The following is a 17,192-nucleotide window of genomic DNA, read 5'->3' on the forward strand; positions in this document are numbered from 1 at the left end:
GTAAGACGTCATGCCACTGCAATGGACAATCGATCACGACCTGAACCGCGTCGTCGCGACCGCCGACGGTGACGTGACCCGGGCCGAGTTCGAGGCCTTCCTGGACGCCATCGAGCGGGAGAACGCCATGGCCTATTGCAAGTTGTTCGACGGCGCGGCGGGCGGGACCCGCATGGGCACCGACGACGTGCTCGCGATCTGCGTCCGCATCAGGGACTCCCACCGAACGCCGGTCGGGCCTCTCGCCATCGTCGTGCCGCCTGAGATGCCTCATCTGGTGCCACGGGTCCTGGGCGTGCTCGCCGCCGCCAAGAGACCCATGAAAATCTTTCACAGCCTGAAGCCGGCGCAACGATGGTTCGACAGCCTCGATTGCACCGCCGTGCCTGCATTCGCCTCCCCGGCTCCAACGGGAGAGTAGGAGCATCGTGCCGATCGAGCACCCCTTCACCAACGATGCCCCGACCCCCGGGGAACGTGCCGCCTTTCTCAGGCCGATGAAAGCTGTCGGAACGGCCATCGACTTGGCCTTCGCGGAGCTCGGTCAACGGCATGGTCATTCCTCCCCATGACGCTGCGCTGGACCATCGACCATGACAAGAAGCGTGTTCTTGCAATCGCCGAAGGCGACGTGACGCGCGCCCAGCTCGAGGCCTACCTCGACGCGATGGCCAGCGAACGCGCGCTGGCTTATCCCAAGCTGTTCGACGGGTTGGGCGGCGACACGAGCATGGACACCTATGAGCTGCTCGGCATTGCCGCCCGCATCAGGTCCTTCCACAAGGAGCCCGTAGGGCCGGTCGCTCTCGTGCTTCCGGAGGACAAAGTCCACCTGGTCCTTCGGGTGCTCGGGGCGCTGGCCGCGGCGAAACGGCCGCTGCGAATTTTTCGTACCCGCACATCTGCGCAACGATGGCTCGACGGCGTCGAGCGACCCACCACCAAGGCGCCGTGGACGTCTCCGTCCTGAAACGGGAGACGTCACGGCTGGAACCGCGCCACCGACAAGAAACATGAGCCAAGGCCGCTCGCTACGCTCGAGTTGACATCGCCCCCTGTCATTCCGAGTGGTGAGGGACCTTTCAGCGGCGCACGACCCGGCGAAATCCCCTGGAATGGCGCTGCCGGCGAAGATCCCTCCGCCCCGCTTGCGCGGCCGAAACCGCTGCGGCGCATCGAAGGCCCGTAGGGCGGGCCCTCCCCCTGAAGGAGGAGAAGGACCAATCACACCAGCACGTGCCGTTCGATGAACGCCGCCATGCGATCGAACATGTCGCCCGCCTTGGACAGGTCGGGCGAGGCGCCGGCCTGGCGTTCCATCTCGAGATACTCCAGCGCGATCGAGCCGCCAGCGGCGCGATAGCGGGCGCAGAAGCGCTGCGGCTCGTTGCCGTCGAAGTCCGATTCGACGTCCTTGTAGTCGTGCATGGTGTCGGCCTGGCCCTGGAACCAGATCGCCGGCGGCGTCAGCACCTTCTCGCCCCGCTCGAGCGCCATCGTCGGATTGCCCTCCGCCATATTGGCCTCGCTCTGCCAGTAGGAATCCTGGCGGGCGATGATCGATTTCGGCCAGGCCGGCGGGTTGGCGCTCGCCTGGGCGCGCTTGGCGTGGCGGTAGCGGCTCAGCGGATTGATCACCGGCCAGGTCATGATCACGCAGCGCACGCTGGCATCGTGCTCGGGCGATCCGGCCGGCAGCTTGATCGCGGCATAGCGCGGGTCGTGTGGGCGCATGGCGACCAGCATCGCGAGATGCCCACCGCTCGACTGGCCCGACAGGCCGACCAGGTCGGGCCGCGTCTTGAGCTTCTGGGCATTGGCCTTGGTCCAGCGCACCGCGTAGTTGATGTCCTGCACCGAGGCGGGATACGGATCCTCGTTGCCCGAACGGAAATCGAGCGCGACCGACACGACGCCGTGCGAGGCCATGTATTCGTGGCGCAGCCGCTCGGTGAAGCGGTCGCTCATGCACCAGGCGCCGCCATGGCATTCCACCATCGCGGGAAACGGGCCGGCGCCGCGCGGGATGAAGAGGCGCGCAAGCAGCGGCTTGTCGCCGTGGCGCAGATATTCGACATCCTCGACATCGTACTGGGTGGTAGGGGCCTCGAGAATCGCAGTCGACATGGCGCGTTTCCTCGTCATTCTGGTTTGAAGGCCGGCGAGCCTAGCGCAAGTCGCCAACCGGTGAAATCCGGCTGGCGATGCCGGGCGGCCTTGTGCAACCAAGGCCCGCCGCGCCAAGATTGCCGGCGCGTGAGGCAGGGGCAACCGGGATCCATGACGATCGAGCATGTCGAGACGCTGATCGTCGGGGGTGGCCAAGCCGGGCTGACGGCGAGCCACATGTTGAGCCGGCGCGGGCGAGCGCATGTCGTGCTCGAGCGCGCCCGCATCGCCGAGCGCTGGCGGACCGAACGCTGGGACGGCCTGCGCTTCCAGTTTCCCAACTGGTCCGTCCAGCTGCCCGATTTCCCGTTCAAGCACACCGACCCCGACGGCTTCACCACCAGCCCCGACATCGTCGCGTTCCTCACGGCGTATGCCGCCTTCATCGCCGCTCCGGTGCGCAGCGGCGTCGCTGTCACGCATCTGCGGCGCAGGACATCCGGCGCCCGCTTCCAGGCCGAGACGTCGGCCGGACCGATCGCCGCCGACAATGTCATCGTGGCCACCGGCCCCTATCAGCGCCCGGTCCTGCCGGCCCTGCTGCAGGACCAGCCCGGCCTGTTCCAGGTTCATGCCAGCCGCTATCGCGCGCCGGAGCAACTGCCGGCCGGCGCCGTGCTGGTGGTCGGCGGCGGCGCATCAGGCGCGCAGATCGCCGAGGAGCTGGTGCATGCCGGCCGCCGCGTCTTCCTGTCGGTCGGCCATCATCGCCGCATGCCCCGCCGCTATCGCGGACGCGATCTCATCTGGTGGCTGGCCGAGATGAAGCTCGACCAGACCCCGGTCGAGAAGCGCGGGTCGGACCGGGCGCTGCCCCTGATCACCGGCGCCTATGGCGGCCATACGATCGATTTCCGGCAGTTTGCCGCGCAGGGTATCACCCTGCTCGGCCGGGTAGTCGCCAGCCAGGCCGGCGTGCTCGAGATCGCGCCCGACCTCGGCGACAGCCTGTTGGCGGGCGATGCCGCCTACGCCGCCTTCCTCGACCTGGTCGACGCCTATGTCGCGCGGCAGGCGCTCGACGTGCCGACGGATGCGGATGCCCGCGCGCGGCTTGCCGACCCGCCTGACGTGCGCGAGCCGATGCGCCGTCTCGACCTCGATGCCGCCGGCATCTCGTCGGTGATCTGGTCGACCGGCTACGCCTGCGACTTCGGCTGGATCGACCTGCCGGTGTTCGACGCCGAGGGAATGCCCCGCCATCGCGGCGGCATCACCGAGGTGCCCGGTCTCTACTTCCTCGGATTGATGTGGCTGTCGAAGATGAACTCGTCGTTCCTGTCCGGCGTCGCCGGCGACGCCGAGCGGTTGGCCAATCACATCGCCGGACAGAGGGCCGGGTGAACAGGACTGCTGGGGCGCGCCACTCCAGTGGCGCGATCATTGTCGATCAAAGAGAAGACGCGCCACTGGAGTGGCGCGCCCCCAGCGAGCAACGCCAGAAGCTGGCAACCGCCTCCGCAGGAGGATTCCATAGCAACCGCGTCCAGCGGGCACACCACCCGAACCCTCGTCCTGACCAGCGTCGCCATCCTGTGCTTCTCGGCGAACTCGATCCTCTGCCGGCTAGCCCTGGCACCTGACCTGATCGACCCGGCGACCTTCACCAGCGTGCGCGTCGTGTCGGCGGCGGTGCTGCTGAGCCTCGGCGTCGTGCTGAAGAGCCGTCACCTGCCGCGCCTCGGACGGGTCAATCCGCGGTCGGTCGCCGCGATATTTCTCTATCTCGTCTTTTTCTCCTTCGCCTACACGCGGCTCGGCGCGGGAACGGGCGCGCTGGTGCTGATCGTCGGCGTACAGCTCACCATGTTCTGCATCGGCCTGCTCGGGGGCGAAAGATTCTCCTTCCTGTCGTGGACGGGATTCGCCGTCGCGGTCGGCGGCGTGCTCTACCTGCTGCTGCCGGGCGCGACCGCGCCCGATCCGCTGGGCGCAGCGCTGATGGCGATGTCGGGCGCAGCCTTTGGACTCTTCACGCTCTACGCGCGCGGCGTCGGCGACGCCGAGGAGGCCAATGCCGTCAACATGCTGTGGTGCGTGCTGCCGGCCCTGCTGGTCAATGTCGCCTGGCTCGGCGACGTCCACGTCGCCCCGGCCGGTCTCGCCCTGGGCATCGCCTCGGGCGCCATCGCCACGGGCCTGGGCTACATCGTCTGGTACCTGGCGCTGCAGCATCTGTCGGCGACACACGCCGCGACCGTGCAACTCTCGATGCCGGCCATCGTCGCACTGGGCGGTGTCGCCTTCCTCGGCGAACCGCTCACAACGCGGCTGCTGATCGCCTCGGCAGCGATGCTGGGCGGGGTTGCCCTGGTGATGACGCAACGGGCGGGTGGCAGGGGCTAAGGACGCGCACAGAGGTCATGGCTCTTTGCTGGGACCGCGCCACGCCAATGGCGCTCATGGACGGTGTGATCAACAAAGAGCGCCACTGGCGTGGCGCGGTCCCAGCGAAGACAATGGCATCGGCCTTGCAATCGCCTTCCTCACCGGGAGAAGCTCGAGCCATGAACGATCCGATCACCGACGACGACATCCTTCGCCTGGCGCGCCTGGCAGGCCTCGATCTGCCTGAGGCGTATCGCGCCGAGCTGATCGAGGCCTACGGCCATGTCCGCGCGATGGTCGGACGCCTGCCTGCCGGCCGGCCGCACGGCGACGAGCCGGCGCACGTGTTCGTGCCCACCGTCTTCCTGCCGAACAGGACGTAGCGTGAGCGAGCTTGCCTTCCTCACCATCGCCGAGGCGTCGCGGCTGATCGCGGAGCGCAAGCTTTCGCCGGTCGAGCTCACCGAGGCGTATCTCGATCGCATCACCACCCTCGACAGCCAGCTCGACAGCTTCGTCACGCTGACCGCCGAGCGCGCCCGCGCCGAGGCGAAGCAGGCCGAGACTGCCATTGCGGCGAACGGCCCGCGCAGTCGCCTGCACGGCATCCCGTACTGCCTGAAGGACATCTTCGACACCGCCGGCATCCGCACCACCGCCATGTCGAAGCTGCTGGCCGACAACGTGCCGACGCGCGATTCGGCCTGCCAGGAGAAGCTCGCGGCGGCTGGCGGCATCCTGCTGGGCAAGAACGCGACGTGGGAGTTCGCGCATGGCGGGCCGTCGTGGGACATCCTGTTCCCGCCGGCGCGCAATCCGTGGGATCGCACCTGCTCGCCGGCCGGCTCGTCGTCGGGCTCGGCCGCCGCCGTCGCGGCGGGCTTTGCGCCGGCGACGCTCGGCAGCGACACCGGCGGCTCGATCCGCGGGCCGGCGGCGGCCTGCGGCATCGCCGGCCTCAAGCCGACCTACGGGCTGGTCAGCCGGCGCGGCGTCCTCCCGAATTGCTTCAGCCATGATCATGCCGGCCCGCTCGCCTGGACGGCGGAGGACGCGGCCATCCTGCTGCAGGCCATCGCCGGCCACGATGCCGAGGACCCGGCCTCCGCCGACGTGCCCATCCCCGACTATTCGGCGGCGCTGACCGGCGACGTCAAAGGGCTGGTGATCGGCGTGCCGGCGCGCTGGCTGGAAGACGAGATGCCGTTGTCGGCGCCGACCCGCGCGGCGTTCGAGGCGGCGCTCGACGTGTTCCGCGGCCTCGGCGCCAGCGTGCGTCCGGTGGCCCTGCCGCCGCTGCAGCAGTTCGACGATTGCAAGAAGACCATCGCGGTGGTCGAGCTGTTCACCATCCACGGCAAGGACCTGCGGACACGGCCGGAGCTGTTCGGCGCCAGCCTGCGTTACCGCATCGTCGCCGGCGGCCTGGTCCGCGCCGAGGAATATCTTCTCGCCATGCGACTCAGGACCGACCTGGCGCGCAGCCTGCAATCGGTGCTGTCGACGGTCGATCTCCTGATGCTGCCGACCAGCGAGCCGGCGGGAAAGCTCGCGCCGGTGCCGCCGGCCAGCCTGTTCACCAGGCCGTCCCTCACCACGCCGTTCAATGTCGGCGGCAATCCAGCACTCTCGATCTGCAGCGGCTTCAACGATGCGAAACTGCCGTTCTCCCTGCAGATCGTCGGTCGGCTGTTCGACGATGCGACGGTGCTGCGCGCCGGCGACGCCTACGAGAAGGCCACGCCGTGGCGCGACAGGCGTCCGGTTCTCTGACGCCGTCGGCATGCTAAGGTCGGCTCTTCGATCCATCGTTTGACGAACAGGCGACAACAATCATGGCCATCCGCCGCCCGCTCGACGGGATGCTCGTGCTCGATCTCGGGCAGATCTACAACGGACCCTACTGCGGCATGCTGCTGGGCTTCATGGGCGCGCGCGTGCTCAAGATCGAGCCGCCGGAAGGCGACGTCGTGCGTCGCCGCAAGCGCGACGTCGAGCCCTACCCGCTGGTCATGCTGAACTCCAACAAGGAGTCGGTGGTCCTCGATCTCAAGCACGAGCGCGGCAAGCAGATCTTCCTCGATCTCGCGCGCAAGGCCGACGTCGTGGTCGAGAATTTCGCGGTCGGCGTCATGGACCGGCTGGGCATCGGCTGGGAGGTGCTGCGCACGGTCAACCCGCGCCTGGTCTATGGCGGCAGCTCGGGCTACGGCCTCGACGGGCCCTACCGCAGCCTCGCCGCCATGGACGTCACCATCCAGGCGATGAGCGGCATCATGAGCGCCACTGGCCAGCAGGACGGCCCGCCGACCAAGGCCGGGCCCGCGGTATGCGATTTCATGGCCGGCATCCATCTCTGCGCCGGCATCCTGGGCGCGCTGGTCCAGCGCGAGCGCACCGGCGAGGGCCAGCGGGTCGAGGTCGCCATGCACGAAGCCGCCGTGATCGGGCTCGCCTCGGCGCTCGGCGCCATGATGGATGGCGACGCCAACGTGCCGGAGCGCACCGGCAACCGCCATCCCGCACTCGCCATCGCGCCCTACAACACCTATCCCTGCGCCGACGGCCATGTCGCGATCTTCACCTCGGCGGAGCGCCATTGGCAGGCGATGTGCGGGCTGCTCGGCCGCGCCGATCTGCTCGAGGCGCCCGGCTATGCGACCATGCCGGAGCGGGCGCAGCGCATGGCCGAGATCGACGACATGATCTCGGCCTGGACGATCGGACGGACCAAGGAAGAGGTGATGGGGTTGCTCAACGAAGCCCACGTGCCCTGCTCGATCGTCAAGACGGTGCGCGAGGTGGCGCAGGACCCGCATCTCGAGGCGCGTGGCTTCTGGGTCGACGTCGACCATCCGCGCCGCGGCCGCACGCGCGTGCCGATCTCGCCGATCCGCCTGCATACCGGCGGGCGCGCCGAAATCCGCACGCCGGCGCCGACCCTGGGCCAGCACACCGACGCCGTGCTGGCCGAGTTGCTCGGCCTCGGTCCGGACGAACGGGCCGCGCTGGCGGCGTCGGGAACGACCACACCGGTACGCTGAACGGGTGCAATGCCGGTCGCGAGCGAAAGTATTCTGTAAGGCTGCTGCGCCATAACGGGCAGCGCGGGGGTCGTGGCCTCGCGCCTCATCGCGAAGCCCTTCAAGCACGGCGGTAGTTCGATGCCGACGACATTCTACCTGTTCGCCTTCGTCCTGGTCGCCATGCTGGTCGGCTCCGCCATCGGTATCCGCTGATCGCGCGACGGCGCGGATACATGCTCGAGCCGAGTCCCTCCTCGGCATGTTCACAAACTCTTGAGATGACGGCCTTCTGCCATTTTTCGAGCGCAGCGAGCAGGTTTCAACCTGTGGCACAGGAGTTGATGATGACGGCCGTATCTCCCGATGCGATCTTGCAGCTTGGCCTGGGTTTCTGGGGCTCCAAGACCCTGCTGAGTGCGGTCGAGCTCGGCCTGTTCACCCAGCTCGCGGAAGGGCCGCTCGATCTGCCTACGCTGCGAGCGCGCGTCGGCCTGCACGAGCGCGGCGCGCGCGACTTCCTCGATGCCCTGGTCGCCCTCGGCATGCTCCAGCGCAACGGCGAGAGATACGCCAACACGCCGGCGACCGAGCTCTTCCTCGATCGCGGCAAGCCCACCTATGTCGGAGGCCTCCTCGAGATGGTCAATGCGCGCCTCTATCCATTCTGGGGCTCGCTCAGCGAGGCCTTGCGCACGGGCGAGCCGCAAAACGAAGCCAGGCAAGGCCGCGACCTGTTCGAGGAACTCTACCGCGATCCACAGCGGCTGGCCGGGTTCCTCAAGGCGATGACGGGGATCAGCCTCGGCTCGGCCGCGGCGATCGCCGAGAAATTTCCGTGGCGCGACACCAGGAGCTTTGTCGATGTCGGCGCGGCCCAAGGCGCGCTCGCCGTCACCCTCGCGCGCGTGCATCCCCATCTTACGGGAGTCGGCTTCGATCTGCCAGCGGTACGGTCGCACTTCGAGGCCTTCGTGGCCGACCAAGGGCTGTCCGACCGGCTCTCCTTCCGCAGCGGGGACTTCTTCTCCGAACCGTTGCCCGACGCCGACGCGATCGTCATGGGGCACGTGCTGCACGACTGGAGCCTCGACAACAAGCGCCTGCTGATCGCCAAGGCGTACCGGGCGCTGCCGCGCGGCGGCGCGTTGATCGTCTACGACGCCATCATCGACGATGAGCGTCGCCACAACGCCTTCGGCCTGCTGATGAGCCTCAACATGCTGATCGAGACGCGCGAAGGCTTCGACTATACCGGCGCCGACTGCATGAGCTGGATGAAGGAGGCCGGCTTTTCCGGGACCCGCGTCGAGCCCCTGGTCGGCCCCGATTCGATGGTCGTCGGCATCAAGTAGCTCGCCGCCAGAGAGCGGGCCCCTACATGCCAGGTTCTCGCCGAGCATCGGTTGGTGGCGGCGCCTCGGCGCGGAAATTCTCCATGCCGCCGGGCGCTGGCGCTTCGGCGCGAAAACTGTCCCAGCCGCCACGACCCGGCGTGGCATAGCGGCCATCGGCGCCGGGAACGCCCTGGCATCCCGCCAGCATTAGCATGCCCGGCACGATCAGCCATGGCGATCGCATCGCCTTCATCATGAGATCTCTCCAGCGGTTGCGCGGTGCCTTGCGCCTTCACCATCCATCGCCAGCGTGCATATACGGGATTGGCTCTTCGATCCACTTCGCGCTGCCATCGTGGCGACTGCGGCAGCGCCTGTCCTTGCGAGGACGCGGCCCTACGCGCCGAGCGCATGTGGCAGCGCCAAGAAATCCTCGGCATAGAGATCAATCCACGGCTCGGGTGCAATGTCGGGATTTGCCCCCCGGCCGAACTCGAGCGGGCGCGGCACGAAAGCGGTGCGCATGCCGAAGGCGCGTGCCGCCTGCAGATCGTGCTTGTGGCACGCCACCACCATGATCGCGCCGGGCTCAGTCGATGATCGCGCCGTTCACAAGCGCCTTGAGCGCCTGGCGATGGCGGGCATTGACTGCGCCGTTCGGGCTCGCCGACATCCACACCACGGCAAGTCGCTCGGCCGGATCGGCCCACCAGTAGGTGCCGAAAGCGCCCGGCCAGCCGAATTCGCCGACCGACCCCGCGCCGCGCGGCAGGCCCGGCGTGGTGCGCACCGCGACGCCAAGCCCGAACCCCCAATTGGTGAAGTTCCCCGCAAGCAGGCTGTTGGTGCCGGGCGCGAGCTGGTTGGACACCATGTAGTCGACTGTCTTGCGCGACAGGAGGCGGGTCTGGCCGAGCGTGCCGCCGTTCAACAGCATCTGGGCGAAGTTCAGATAGTCGCCCGCGGTGGTCACCGCGCACCCACCGCCGCATTCGAACTTGGTCGGCTGAAGCGGCGAAGGAATCGACAGCGGCCGGCCGGCACGGTCCTTGGGCAGCGGGCGGGCGTAGCGCGCCACCCGGTCGGCAGGAACCATGAAGCCCGTGTCGGTCATCCCGAGCGGGCTCCACAAGCCCGCGTTCATGACCTGGCCGAGCGACTTCTTCTCGAGTCCCTCGATGGCGAAACCCAGCACGTCGAGGCCGAAACTGTAGTGCCACTGCGCGCCCGGCTGATGATGAAGCGGCAGGCCGGCCAGCTTGTCGAGCAGCTCGGCGCTGCTGAGCGTGCGCGCCGAGTCGTTGCTCGACATCGGATAAAGCTTGTTCACAGCTGTCGTGCCGCTGCTGCCATAGGCGAGGCCGGAGGTGTGCCGGAACAGGTCGCGCATCAGGATCGGCCGCGCTGCCGGCACCATGTCGACGATCCTGTCCTTGCTCTCGTTGAGCACGGCAACCTTCATGTCGGCGAACTTCGGGAAGAATCGCGACAGGGGATCGTCCATCAGCAGCAGGCCCTGCTCGTAGAATTGCAAGGCGAGGACGGCGGTCATCGGCTTGGTCATCGACGCGGCACTGAAGATCGAGTCGGTGGTCATCGCCACGCCCGCTTCCTTGTCGCGATGGCCGAACGCCTTGAAGTAGACGACTTTTCCACGACGGGCGATGGCGACCACGGCGCCCGGCAGGACGCCTTCGTCGATCTCCCCTGTCACGAAGCGGTCGATCCCGGCCAGCCGTTCCGCCGACAGGCCGACCTCCTCGGGCCTGGCCTGCGCCAACGGTTCGGCCGCGCTGGCGAACACCGGCAACAGCAGGCCGGCGATCACGCCGGCCAGGATCCCTCGCGACATCCCTTGTTCCCCCAGTTCGTGGTCCTGTATGAACTCCCCAGGTGACATCATTCGCCACGGCGCCGCCGATGTCGATGGTCCGCGCCATGGGGCACTGACTCAGTCAGTGGCCCCTATGGCTTGCGGGCATCTTCTTCCGGACCGCGAGCGTCTCGCTCATGAGGCTGAGCGAGCGATACGCTTGCGGTTCCGGAAGAGCATGAGCGCCACGCCGGTGGAGGTTACTCCGCCTTAAGTGGCGCGCTCCCGACGTGACCTCTCCTGCCGTCAATCGGCGAGGCGGTAGCGGATCCTGACGGTGCGCGTCACGTCGGTTCCGGGCGGCGGCACCCGCGCGCCGCGCAGCATTGCGACCGCCGCACCGTCGAGCGCGCTCGATCCGCTGCCGGCCGCGATCGCGACCTCGGTCACCCGGCCATCCGCCGCCACCGAGAAGCGCACCGTGACCTCGCCTTCGACGCTGCGCCGCCGCGCCTCCTCGGGATAGCGCTTGTTGGCGGCGAGCCAGGCGGCCAGCAAGGCGTTCCAGCCGGGTGCGACGACCGCAGCGCCGCCTGGTTGAGGGGACGCTGCCGCGGGCGGCGCCGCGCCGGCAAAACCGCTGTGTGGCGATGGGTTGGTCGCGGGCGCCGGATTGGCCGTACGCGGCGCCGGCGCCGCTGATTTGGGCTCAGCCTTCTGCGGTTGCTGCTGAGGTGGTGGTGGCGTTGGCTTGCGCAGCTCCTGCTTTGGCAGCACGGGTGGGGGGCGGAAGTCGGGCACCGCGGCTTCCCGGAGTTCGGGCATCGGCACCGCGTCGCGCAGCTCCGACGGCGGTGGCACAGGAGGACGGAAGTCAGGCACCGCCTGCGCGTCCATCGGTTCCGGCGGCGGCAGCGCTTCATCGAGCGATCGTTCTGTCGGCGCTTCCTTGGTCATCGCCGTCTCTGCCGCGGCAGACTGGGTAGACGGCACGACCTCGCTCGCCGTCGCCACCGGCGTGCCGCCGGGTTCGACGAACACGCTGATGGCGGCCTCCTCGAGCGCGGCAGCCGGAGGCGTGCCCATCGCCAGCAAGGCGGCAAGCGGCAGCGCATGCAGCGCCAGCGCGCCGGCAAACGCGCTCATGCCGATCCAGCGCGACACGCGTGACGGCGCGATCGGACGATCCGGTTGATTTTTTGTGATGTTATAATATAACACTTAAGCGAATTTTAGACACTGAACCTGTTGCGGACAAGGGGAGAAGCATGCGGCGGCACATTGCAGTCTCAGTGACGCTCGGCAGCCTGTTGATGTCGTCGACTGCCTTCAGCCAGGCACCTCCGGCGGACGACACCCCGATCGATCTCGACGTCACAGCCAAGCGGCTCGACCAGGCGCGGGGCTCGATCCAGCCGAGCCTCGGCGCCACGGTCTACGATTTCACCAAGCCGTTCATCGAGAACGTCCCGCTGGGCGAGAACACGCCGCTCAACCAGGTGCTGCTGCGCGCGCCCGGCGTCGTGCAGGACAGCTTCGGCCAGATCCACGTGCGCGGCGATCACGGCAACCTGCAGTACCGGCTCGACGGCGTGCAGCTGCCCGAGGGCCTGTCACGCTTCAGCCAGTTCCTGATGACGCGCTCGGTCAACCAGATGTCGCTGCTGACCGGCGCGCTGCCGGCGCAGTATGGCCTGCGCACGGCGGGCGTTGTCGACATCTCCGTGAAATCCGGCAGCACCGATCCCGGCTTCGACGGCTCGATCACAGGCGGCTCGCGCAACTACGCGCAGCCCGCCTTCTCCTATGGCGGCCGCACCGGCAAGGTCGACTATTTCGTCACCGGGCAGTTCCTGCACAACGGTCTCGGCGTCGAGAATCCGACGCGCTCGTTCAGCCCGATCCATGACGACACCGATCAATGGGTGGGCCTCGCCAAGATCTCGGCGCTGGTCGACGACAACACGCGCGTGAGCTTCCTCGGCGGCGCCATGAACGCGGCCTTCCAGATCCCCAACGTGCCGTTCCAGGTCCCGAACTTCACGGTGCTCGGCAACAGCGACTGGAACAGCGGCATCCTCGACCAGCGCCAGTGGGAGAAGAGCTACTTCGCCATCGCTTCGCTACAGAAGAGCTACGACACGGTCGACTTCCAGCTGTCGGCCTTCGCGCGATACTCCGCGCTCTACTACCAGGCCGACACGATCGGCGACCTGCTGTACAATGGCTTGGCGCCCTGGACCAACCGCAAGAGCCTCGCGGTCGGCGTCCAGGGCGACGGCAGCTGGCGGGTGGCCAAGGACCACACGCTGCGCGCCGGCTTCCTCGTGCAGCGCGAGCGCTCGACCGCCTACACCGCCGGCAACACCCTGCCCCTGGTGCCGAACCCGGATGACCCGGACGCCGAAGCAGTGCCGTCCGACCAGCCGATCGGCTTCACCGACGGCTTCGACATCACCGGCTGGACCTACAGCGTCTACGTCCAGGACGAATGGCGTATCGTCCCGACCGTGACGCTCAATTTCGGCCTGCGTTTCGATGCGGTGAGCGGCATCACGGACGAATACCAGTTCAGCCCGCGCGTCAATCTGGTCTGGCAGCCCTCGCCCGTCTTCGCTTTCCGTGCCGGCTACTCGCGCTATTTCACGCCGCCGCCGCTCGCCCAGGTGAGCGCCAGCTCGCTCGGCATCCTCGCCAACACGGTGGCGGCGGCCGAGATCCTGCAGAACGACCCGGTGCGGGCCGAGCGCGCCGACTTCTTCGATGTCGGCGTCACGGTCAAGCCGGTCCGCGGCCTGACCCTTGGCCTCAGCGCCTACTACAAGATCGCCCAGAATCTGCTCGACGAGGGCCAGTTCGGCGCTCCCATCATGCTGACTTCCTTCAACTACGGAAACGCCATCGTGAAGGGCGTGGAGTTCAACGCGAGCTACGACGACGGGCCGTGGAACCTCTACTTCAACGGCGCCTACGGCAGCGCCATGGGCAAGAACATCAACTCGGCCCAGTTCAACTTCGGCAGCCAGGAGCTCAGCTACATCGCCAGCAACTACATCTTCCTCGATCACACCCAGGGCTGGACCTTCTCGACCGGCGCCGCCTACACGTTCAACCCCGACAAGGACTGGGCGACCCGCCTTTCCGCCGACGTTCTGTTCGGCAGCGGCCTGCGCACCTCCGTGGTGACGCCCAACGACACGTCGCTGCCGAACTACGCCGTGGTCAATGCCTCGATCGCCCAGAACGTCCCGATCGGCCTCGGCAAGGGCACGCAGCTGCGCTTCGACGCGCTCAACCTGTTCGACAACAGCTACCAGATCCGCGACGGCGCGGGCGTCGGCGTCGGCGCGCCGCAGTTCGGCCAACGCCAGACCTTCCTGCTCACCTTGCGCCAGAAATTCTGAGCAGGCTGGCTCACAAACGGAAAGGTCCCTCGCGGCGCTCGGGATGACAAATCCGTTGTCATCCCGAGTAAGGCGCTTGCGAAGCAAGCGCCGGAAGCGAGGGAACCTTTCAATTCAGATTCTCAGCCGATCGCGGCTTGGTGGTCTCGAGGCCCGTCAGCCACCACAGTCGATCTGACGAGCCCCGCGACATTATCGGCGCCGTCCGCCCGGCGCGGGCGGCCGGATCACGCCGCTCGCCCGTTCAGCCTTCCTCAGATCGTCCTCGAGGATCACACGGCCGGCGAGCTGCGGATCGCCGAGATCGAGCTCCAGGATCAGCTGGCCGCGAGCGCCCAGTCGCGACGACAGGGCGAAGTGACTCTTGCCGAAGACGATCTGCTGATGGGCGATCTCCAGGGTCTGTCCATTCTTCAGGATCGCTGCAAGCGCAAGACGCGCGACCTTGGCGAGGTCGGATCCCGCCGCCTTGCGGGCGGCGACGGACGGGCGGAAGACGAGATGGGCGGGAAAACGCTGCTGCATTGGCACCTCCAGGCCGCGGCAAGACGCGCCGGAATGGCGCGTCGGTGCCGGGAGAAGGTGCGGAGAGAGGTCAATGCATGATGTGGAAGTACCTCAGGCTTGTGACGGCATCAAGGCGGCGACGATTCGCTCGCCCTCCAGACGTTCGAACCGCCGACCGGTTGCCCGCTGCAGCGTGTCGAGATCGAAAGCGGCCTGCTGGCGCAAGGCGCCATCGAGCATGAAGTCGAGCTCGAGAAAGTCGTCGACCGCCGTGTCGATTTCGGCGGCGGACAGCCCGTCTGCCAGCGTCTCGACCATCAGGGTATCGAGTTGGGCATGCTGCGCCTCCTCCAGCCAATGGTGCCGCAGCAGGCTCGTGAACGGCTGGTCGAGCGTGCCTTCGTCGCGGATGCTCTCGAGATAGTGCAATGCTCGCGCTCTGGGGCGCCAGGGATGATCGGCGTGGCCCTATGGTCAGGCGTGCCGGCGCGGCGCGCAGGCGCGGATCGCCGCCTCGAAGCGGCTGGCGGCGTCGGGGCCGCGGGCAAACGGGCTGATGATCGGCAGGTCGAAGCCCGACTGACGGTAGGCCTCGGTCTTCGCCCGACATTGTTCCGGCGTGCCGGCGATGCTGGTGGCGTCGATCATCGCATCGCTCACGATCCGCTCGGCCGCCTGCCGGTCACCCCTTCTCCAGGCGGCAGCGATTGCCGATGCCTCGTCGGGAAAGCCATGCTCGGCCATCATGCGATTGTAGCGCGGGAAGAAGCCGAGATAGAACGCGAGCCCCGGCCGCAAGGCGGCGAGCGCGGCATCGCGCGTCTCGCCGACCGAGGTCGGCAACAGCGTCGTGAGATCGATCTTGCCGGGATCGCGTCCGGCGCCGCGCGCCGCCGCGTCGAGCTGGGGGCGCACTTGCGAAGCGGTCTGCAGGGTGGAGCGCGTCAGGATGATGCCGTCGGCCACCTCGCCGGCGAGCGCGATGCCCTTGGCGAACACCGCCGACAGGTAGACCGGAATGTCGCGCTGGCGCGGCGCGTACCACAGGTCGAAGCTCTCGATGCGGATCGTCTGGCCGTCGAACTGCACCCGGCCGTTGCGCACCAGCTCGCGCACGATCGCCACGGTCTCGCGCGTGCGCGTCAGCGGCTTGGCATAGACCACCCCGTGCTCGGGCTCGACCTGCGCCTTGTGACTCGAGCCGAGGCCCAGGATGAAGCGGCCGCCCGACAGGTCGGCGACGGTGGACGCCGCCATGGCGATGGTCGGCGCGGTGCGCACGAAGACGCTGCTGATGCTGGTACCGAGGCGGATGCGCGAGGTGCGCACCGCGCAGGCGGCGAGCAGGGCGAACTGGTCGCCGCCATGGCCTTCGGCGAGCCACGCCGACTCGTAGCCCAGCTGCTCGGCCAGGACGACGAGATCGACGATCTCCGCCGCGTTGGGGCCGCCCGAGACGGCGACGCCGAGTCGACCCATGGCCGGCCTCACCGTCCCTTGAAGACCGGCTCGCGCTTGTCGACGAACGCCTTGGTCGCCTCGCGATGATCCTCGGTCTGGCCGCAATGGATATGGTGGGTCGCCTCGAGGTCGAGGCAGTCGTCGACCTCGCCCGCCATGGCACGATTCAGGTTCTCCTTCATGTAGCGATAGGCGACGGTCGGTCCGTGCGCCAGGCGGCGGGCGATCTCGCGCGTCTTGGCGGCAAGCTCATCGGGAGCGCATACCCAGTTGGCGAGGCCGAGCCGCAACGCCTCGTCGGCGCTCACGCGATCGGACAGATAGTAGAGCTCGCGCGCCTTGGCCGAGCCGACCAGCTGGCTCAGGAAGTAGGTGCCGCCGTAATCGCCCGAGAAGCCGACCCGGGCAAACGCCGTGGTCATGATCGCCGTGCTCGCCATGATGCGCAGGTCGCAGGCCAGCGCCAGCGACAGGCCGGCGCCGGCGGCCGCGCCAGGCAGTGCCGCGATGGTCGGCTTGGGCATCTTGAACAGCTTGCCTGCGGTGGCGCGCTGGTTGATACGCTGCAGATGAATGGCGCCGTCGATGGTGTTGTCGCCCACCGTGCCGTCGCCGCGTGCCGCCATGCCCTTGACGTCGCCGCCGGCGCAGAAGCCTTTGCCGGCGCCGGTCAGCACCAGGCATTTCACCTCAGGATCGACCTCCGCCGCGGCAAGCTGCCTCGCCAGCCCATCGATCATGGCCCGCGACATGGCATTGCGCGCCTCCGGCCGGTTCAGGGTCAGGGTCAGCACGCCCTCGTCGAGCGAGGCGAGCAAGTCGCCGGTTCCGGTGTCGATGGCGAGCGCGGTCATGAATCCTCCTCCAGTCGATGGCCCCCTTTTTGGGACGTTGAGCGAAGAAAGGGAAGGCGCCAAGCGCAGCCGCTCCCCTTCCCTGCGCATCGCCCGCGGGTGTCGGCATCTTGATCGGCAAGGGGTCGTTGCCGGCAGCGCTGCCCTCCGATGTCGCTCATTGGGAGGGGTACATGGCGTAGGCAATTGGAACGGCGTAGGATCCCCGGTCGACGAAGCGCCGGCCTCGGCCGAGGCTCGTCAGGCGCGCAACCAAAGCGCTTGCGGCTGGTTTACCGGAAGCCTCCTCCGGATCG

Annotated in this window: 19 protein-coding genes; 10 read left to right on the forward strand and 9 right to left on the reverse strand. The window is 67.9% G+C overall.

Annotation, left to right across the window (positions count from 1 at the left end):
- Nucleotides 1–10 precede the first annotated feature (10 nt).
- A complete protein-coding gene (locus tag ACILR9_RS00120) occupies nt 11–421 on the forward strand; it encodes a hypothetical protein (RefSeq protein ID WP_395707843.1) in 411 nt (136 codons plus the stop codon).
- 147 nt (nt 422–568) lie between these two features.
- Nucleotides 569–970, forward strand: a complete 402-nt coding sequence (locus tag ACILR9_RS00125; RefSeq protein ID WP_395707844.1) for a hypothetical protein — start codon at nt 569–571, stop codon at nt 968–970.
- 254 nt (nt 971–1,224) lie between these two features.
- Here the strand turns inward: ACILR9_RS00125 and ACILR9_RS00130 are convergent, their stop codons facing one another.
- Nucleotides 1,225–2,127, reverse strand: coding sequence for an alpha/beta hydrolase (locus ACILR9_RS00130; RefSeq protein WP_395707845.1), 903 nt, complete (start codon nt 2,125–2,127; stop codon nt 1,225–1,227).
- Nucleotides 2,128–2,280: 153 nt separating this feature from the next.
- Here ACILR9_RS00130 and ACILR9_RS00135 point away from each other — a divergent pair, with 153 nt between their 5' ends.
- The 7 genes from ACILR9_RS00135 (at nt 2,281) to ACILR9_RS00165 (ending at nt 8,875) form a co-directional block, all read left to right on the forward strand.
- On the forward strand, nt 2,281–3,513 hold the full coding sequence (locus tag ACILR9_RS00135) for an NAD(P)-binding domain-containing protein (RefSeq protein ID WP_395707846.1): 1,233 nt from the start codon (nt 2,281–2,283) through the stop codon (nt 3,511–3,513).
- Between the two features lie 39 nt (nt 3,514–3,552).
- Entirely contained in the window at nt 3,553–4,515 is a 963-nt protein-coding gene (locus ACILR9_RS00140; protein WP_395707847.1) for a DMT family transporter, read from the forward strand.
- Nucleotides 4,516–4,676: 161 nt separating this feature from the next.
- The gene (locus ACILR9_RS00145; RefSeq protein ID WP_395707848.1) at nt 4,677–4,880 is read left to right on the forward strand and encodes a hypothetical protein; all 204 of its coding nucleotides are present in this window, start codon (nt 4,677–4,679) and stop codon (nt 4,878–4,880) included.
- Between the two features lies 1 nt (nt 4,881).
- On the forward strand, nt 4,882–6,270 hold the full coding sequence (locus ACILR9_RS00150; protein WP_395707849.1) for an amidase: 1,389 nt from the start codon (nt 4,882–4,884) through the stop codon (nt 6,268–6,270).
- 62 nt (nt 6,271–6,332) lie between these two features.
- Nucleotides 6,333–7,541 (forward strand): CaiB/BaiF CoA transferase family protein, encoded by a 1,209-nt coding sequence (locus ACILR9_RS00155; protein ID WP_395707850.1) that lies wholly within the window; start codon nt 6,333–6,335, stop codon nt 7,539–7,541.
- A 72-nt stretch (nt 7,542–7,613) separates the two neighbouring features.
- Nucleotides 7,614–7,736, forward strand: a complete 123-nt coding sequence (locus ACILR9_RS00160; protein ID WP_395707851.1) for a hypothetical protein — start codon at nt 7,614–7,616, stop codon at nt 7,734–7,736.
- 131 nt (nt 7,737–7,867) lie between these two features.
- Complete coding sequence (locus ACILR9_RS00165; RefSeq protein ID WP_395707852.1) at nt 7,868–8,875, forward strand: methyltransferase; 1,008 nt, start codon at nt 7,868–7,870, stop codon at nt 8,873–8,875.
- Between the two features lie 22 nt (nt 8,876–8,897).
- Here ACILR9_RS00165 and ACILR9_RS00170 read toward each other — a convergent pair whose 3' ends face one another.
- From ACILR9_RS00170 to ACILR9_RS00185, 4 genes are all read right to left on the reverse strand, one after another.
- Nucleotides 8,898–9,113 carry a hypothetical protein gene (locus ACILR9_RS00170; RefSeq protein ID WP_395707853.1) on the reverse strand — a complete coding sequence of 72 codons (216 nt, stop codon included), beginning with the start codon at nt 9,111–9,113 and terminating at the stop codon, nt 8,898–8,900.
- Nucleotides 9,114–9,253: 140 nt separating this feature from the next.
- On the reverse strand, nt 9,254–9,433 hold the full coding sequence (locus tag ACILR9_RS00175) for a hypothetical protein (RefSeq protein WP_395707854.1): 180 nt from the start codon (nt 9,431–9,433) through the stop codon (nt 9,254–9,256).
- Nucleotides 9,434–9,446: 13 nt separating this feature from the next.
- Complete coding sequence (locus tag ACILR9_RS00180) at nt 9,447–10,709, reverse strand: serine hydrolase domain-containing protein (RefSeq protein ID WP_395707855.1); 1,263 nt, start codon at nt 10,707–10,709, stop codon at nt 9,447–9,449.
- 267 nt (nt 10,710–10,976) lie between these two features.
- Nucleotides 10,977–11,816: a TonB family protein gene (locus ACILR9_RS00185; RefSeq protein ID WP_395707856.1), complete on the reverse strand. Its 840-nt coding sequence runs from the start codon at nt 11,814–11,816 to the stop codon at nt 10,977–10,979.
- 122 nt (nt 11,817–11,938) lie between these two features.
- Between ACILR9_RS00185 and ACILR9_RS00190 the strand changes: the two genes are divergently transcribed.
- Nucleotides 11,939–14,074 carry a TonB-dependent receptor gene (locus tag ACILR9_RS00190; protein WP_395707857.1) on the forward strand — a complete coding sequence of 712 codons (2,136 nt, stop codon included), beginning with the start codon at nt 11,939–11,941 and terminating at the stop codon, nt 14,072–14,074.
- A 192-nt stretch (nt 14,075–14,266) separates the two neighbouring features.
- On the opposite strand, the gene ACILR9_RS00195 is transcribed toward ACILR9_RS00190, so the two are convergent.
- The 4 genes from ACILR9_RS00195 to ACILR9_RS00210 all read right to left on the reverse strand — a co-directional run bounded on the left by ACILR9_RS00195 (nt 14,267) and on the right by ACILR9_RS00210 (nt 16,896).
- On the reverse strand, nt 14,267–14,599 hold the full coding sequence (locus tag ACILR9_RS00195; RefSeq protein WP_395707858.1) for a hypothetical protein: 333 nt from the start codon (nt 14,597–14,599) through the stop codon (nt 14,267–14,269).
- A 93-nt stretch (nt 14,600–14,692) separates the two neighbouring features.
- Nucleotides 14,693–15,010 (reverse strand): hypothetical protein, encoded by a 318-nt coding sequence (locus tag ACILR9_RS00200; protein WP_395707859.1) that lies wholly within the window; start codon nt 15,008–15,010, stop codon nt 14,693–14,695.
- A gap of 45 nt (nt 15,011–15,055) precedes the next feature.
- Nucleotides 15,056–16,060 carry an LLM class flavin-dependent oxidoreductase gene (locus tag ACILR9_RS00205; RefSeq protein WP_395707860.1) on the reverse strand — a complete coding sequence of 335 codons (1,005 nt, stop codon included), beginning with the start codon at nt 16,058–16,060 and terminating at the stop codon, nt 15,056–15,058.
- 8 nt (nt 16,061–16,068) lie between these two features.
- Nucleotides 16,069–16,896: an enoyl-CoA hydratase gene (locus ACILR9_RS00210; protein ID WP_395707861.1), complete on the reverse strand. Its 828-nt coding sequence runs from the start codon at nt 16,894–16,896 to the stop codon at nt 16,069–16,071.
- Between the last annotated feature and the right edge of the window lie 296 nt (nt 16,897–17,192).

It is taken from the genome of Reyranella sp., assembly GCF_044224635.1.
Taxonomy (GTDB): Bacteria; Pseudomonadota; Alphaproteobacteria; order Reyranellales; family Reyranellaceae; genus Reyranella.

Excerpts from the sequence above, each read along its gene's own strand:
- ACILR9_RS00120 (WP_395707843.1), top strand. The coding sequence starts at position 11 with ATGCCACTGCAATGGACAATCGATCACGACCTGAACCGCGTCGTCGCG.
- ACILR9_RS00125 (WP_395707844.1), top strand. The coding sequence starts at position 569 with ATGACGCTGCGCTGGACCATCGACCATGACAAGAAGCGTGTTCTTGCA.
- ACILR9_RS00130 (WP_395707845.1), bottom strand. The coding sequence starts at position 2,127 with ATGTCGACTGCGATTCTCGAGGCCCCTACCACCCAGTACGATGTCGAG.
- ACILR9_RS00135 (WP_395707846.1), top strand. The coding sequence starts at position 2,281 with ATGACGATCGAGCATGTCGAGACGCTGATCGTCGGGGGTGGCCAAGCC.
- ACILR9_RS00145 (WP_395707848.1), top strand. The coding sequence starts at position 4,677 with ATGAACGATCCGATCACCGACGACGACATCCTTCGCCTGGCGCGCCTG.
- ACILR9_RS00155 (WP_395707850.1), top strand. The coding sequence starts at position 6,333 with ATGGCCATCCGCCGCCCGCTCGACGGGATGCTCGTGCTCGATCTCGGG.
- ACILR9_RS00165 (WP_395707852.1), top strand. The coding sequence starts at position 7,868 with ATGACGGCCGTATCTCCCGATGCGATCTTGCAGCTTGGCCTGGGTTTC.
- ACILR9_RS00170 (WP_395707853.1), bottom strand. The coding sequence starts at position 9,113 with ATGATGAAGGCGATGCGATCGCCATGGCTGATCGTGCCGGGCATGCTA.
- ACILR9_RS00175 (WP_395707854.1), bottom strand. The coding sequence starts at position 9,433 with ATGGTGGTGGCGTGCCACAAGCACGATCTGCAGGCGGCACGCGCCTTC.
- ACILR9_RS00180 (WP_395707855.1), bottom strand. The coding sequence starts at position 10,709 with ATGTCGCGAGGGATCCTGGCCGGCGTGATCGCCGGCCTGCTGTTGCCG.
- ACILR9_RS00185 (WP_395707856.1), bottom strand. The coding sequence starts at position 11,816 with ATGAGCGCGTTTGCCGGCGCGCTGGCGCTGCATGCGCTGCCGCTTGCC.
- ACILR9_RS00190 (WP_395707857.1), top strand. The coding sequence starts at position 11,939 with ATGCGGCGGCACATTGCAGTCTCAGTGACGCTCGGCAGCCTGTTGATG.
- ACILR9_RS00195 (WP_395707858.1), bottom strand. The coding sequence starts at position 14,599 with ATGCAGCAGCGTTTTCCCGCCCATCTCGTCTTCCGCCCGTCCGTCGCC.
- ACILR9_RS00205 (WP_395707860.1), bottom strand. The coding sequence starts at position 16,060 with ATGGGTCGACTCGGCGTCGCCGTCTCGGGCGGCCCCAACGCGGCGGAG.
- ACILR9_RS00210 (WP_395707861.1), bottom strand. The coding sequence starts at position 16,896 with ATGACCGCGCTCGCCATCGACACCGGAACCGGCGACTTGCTCGCCTCG.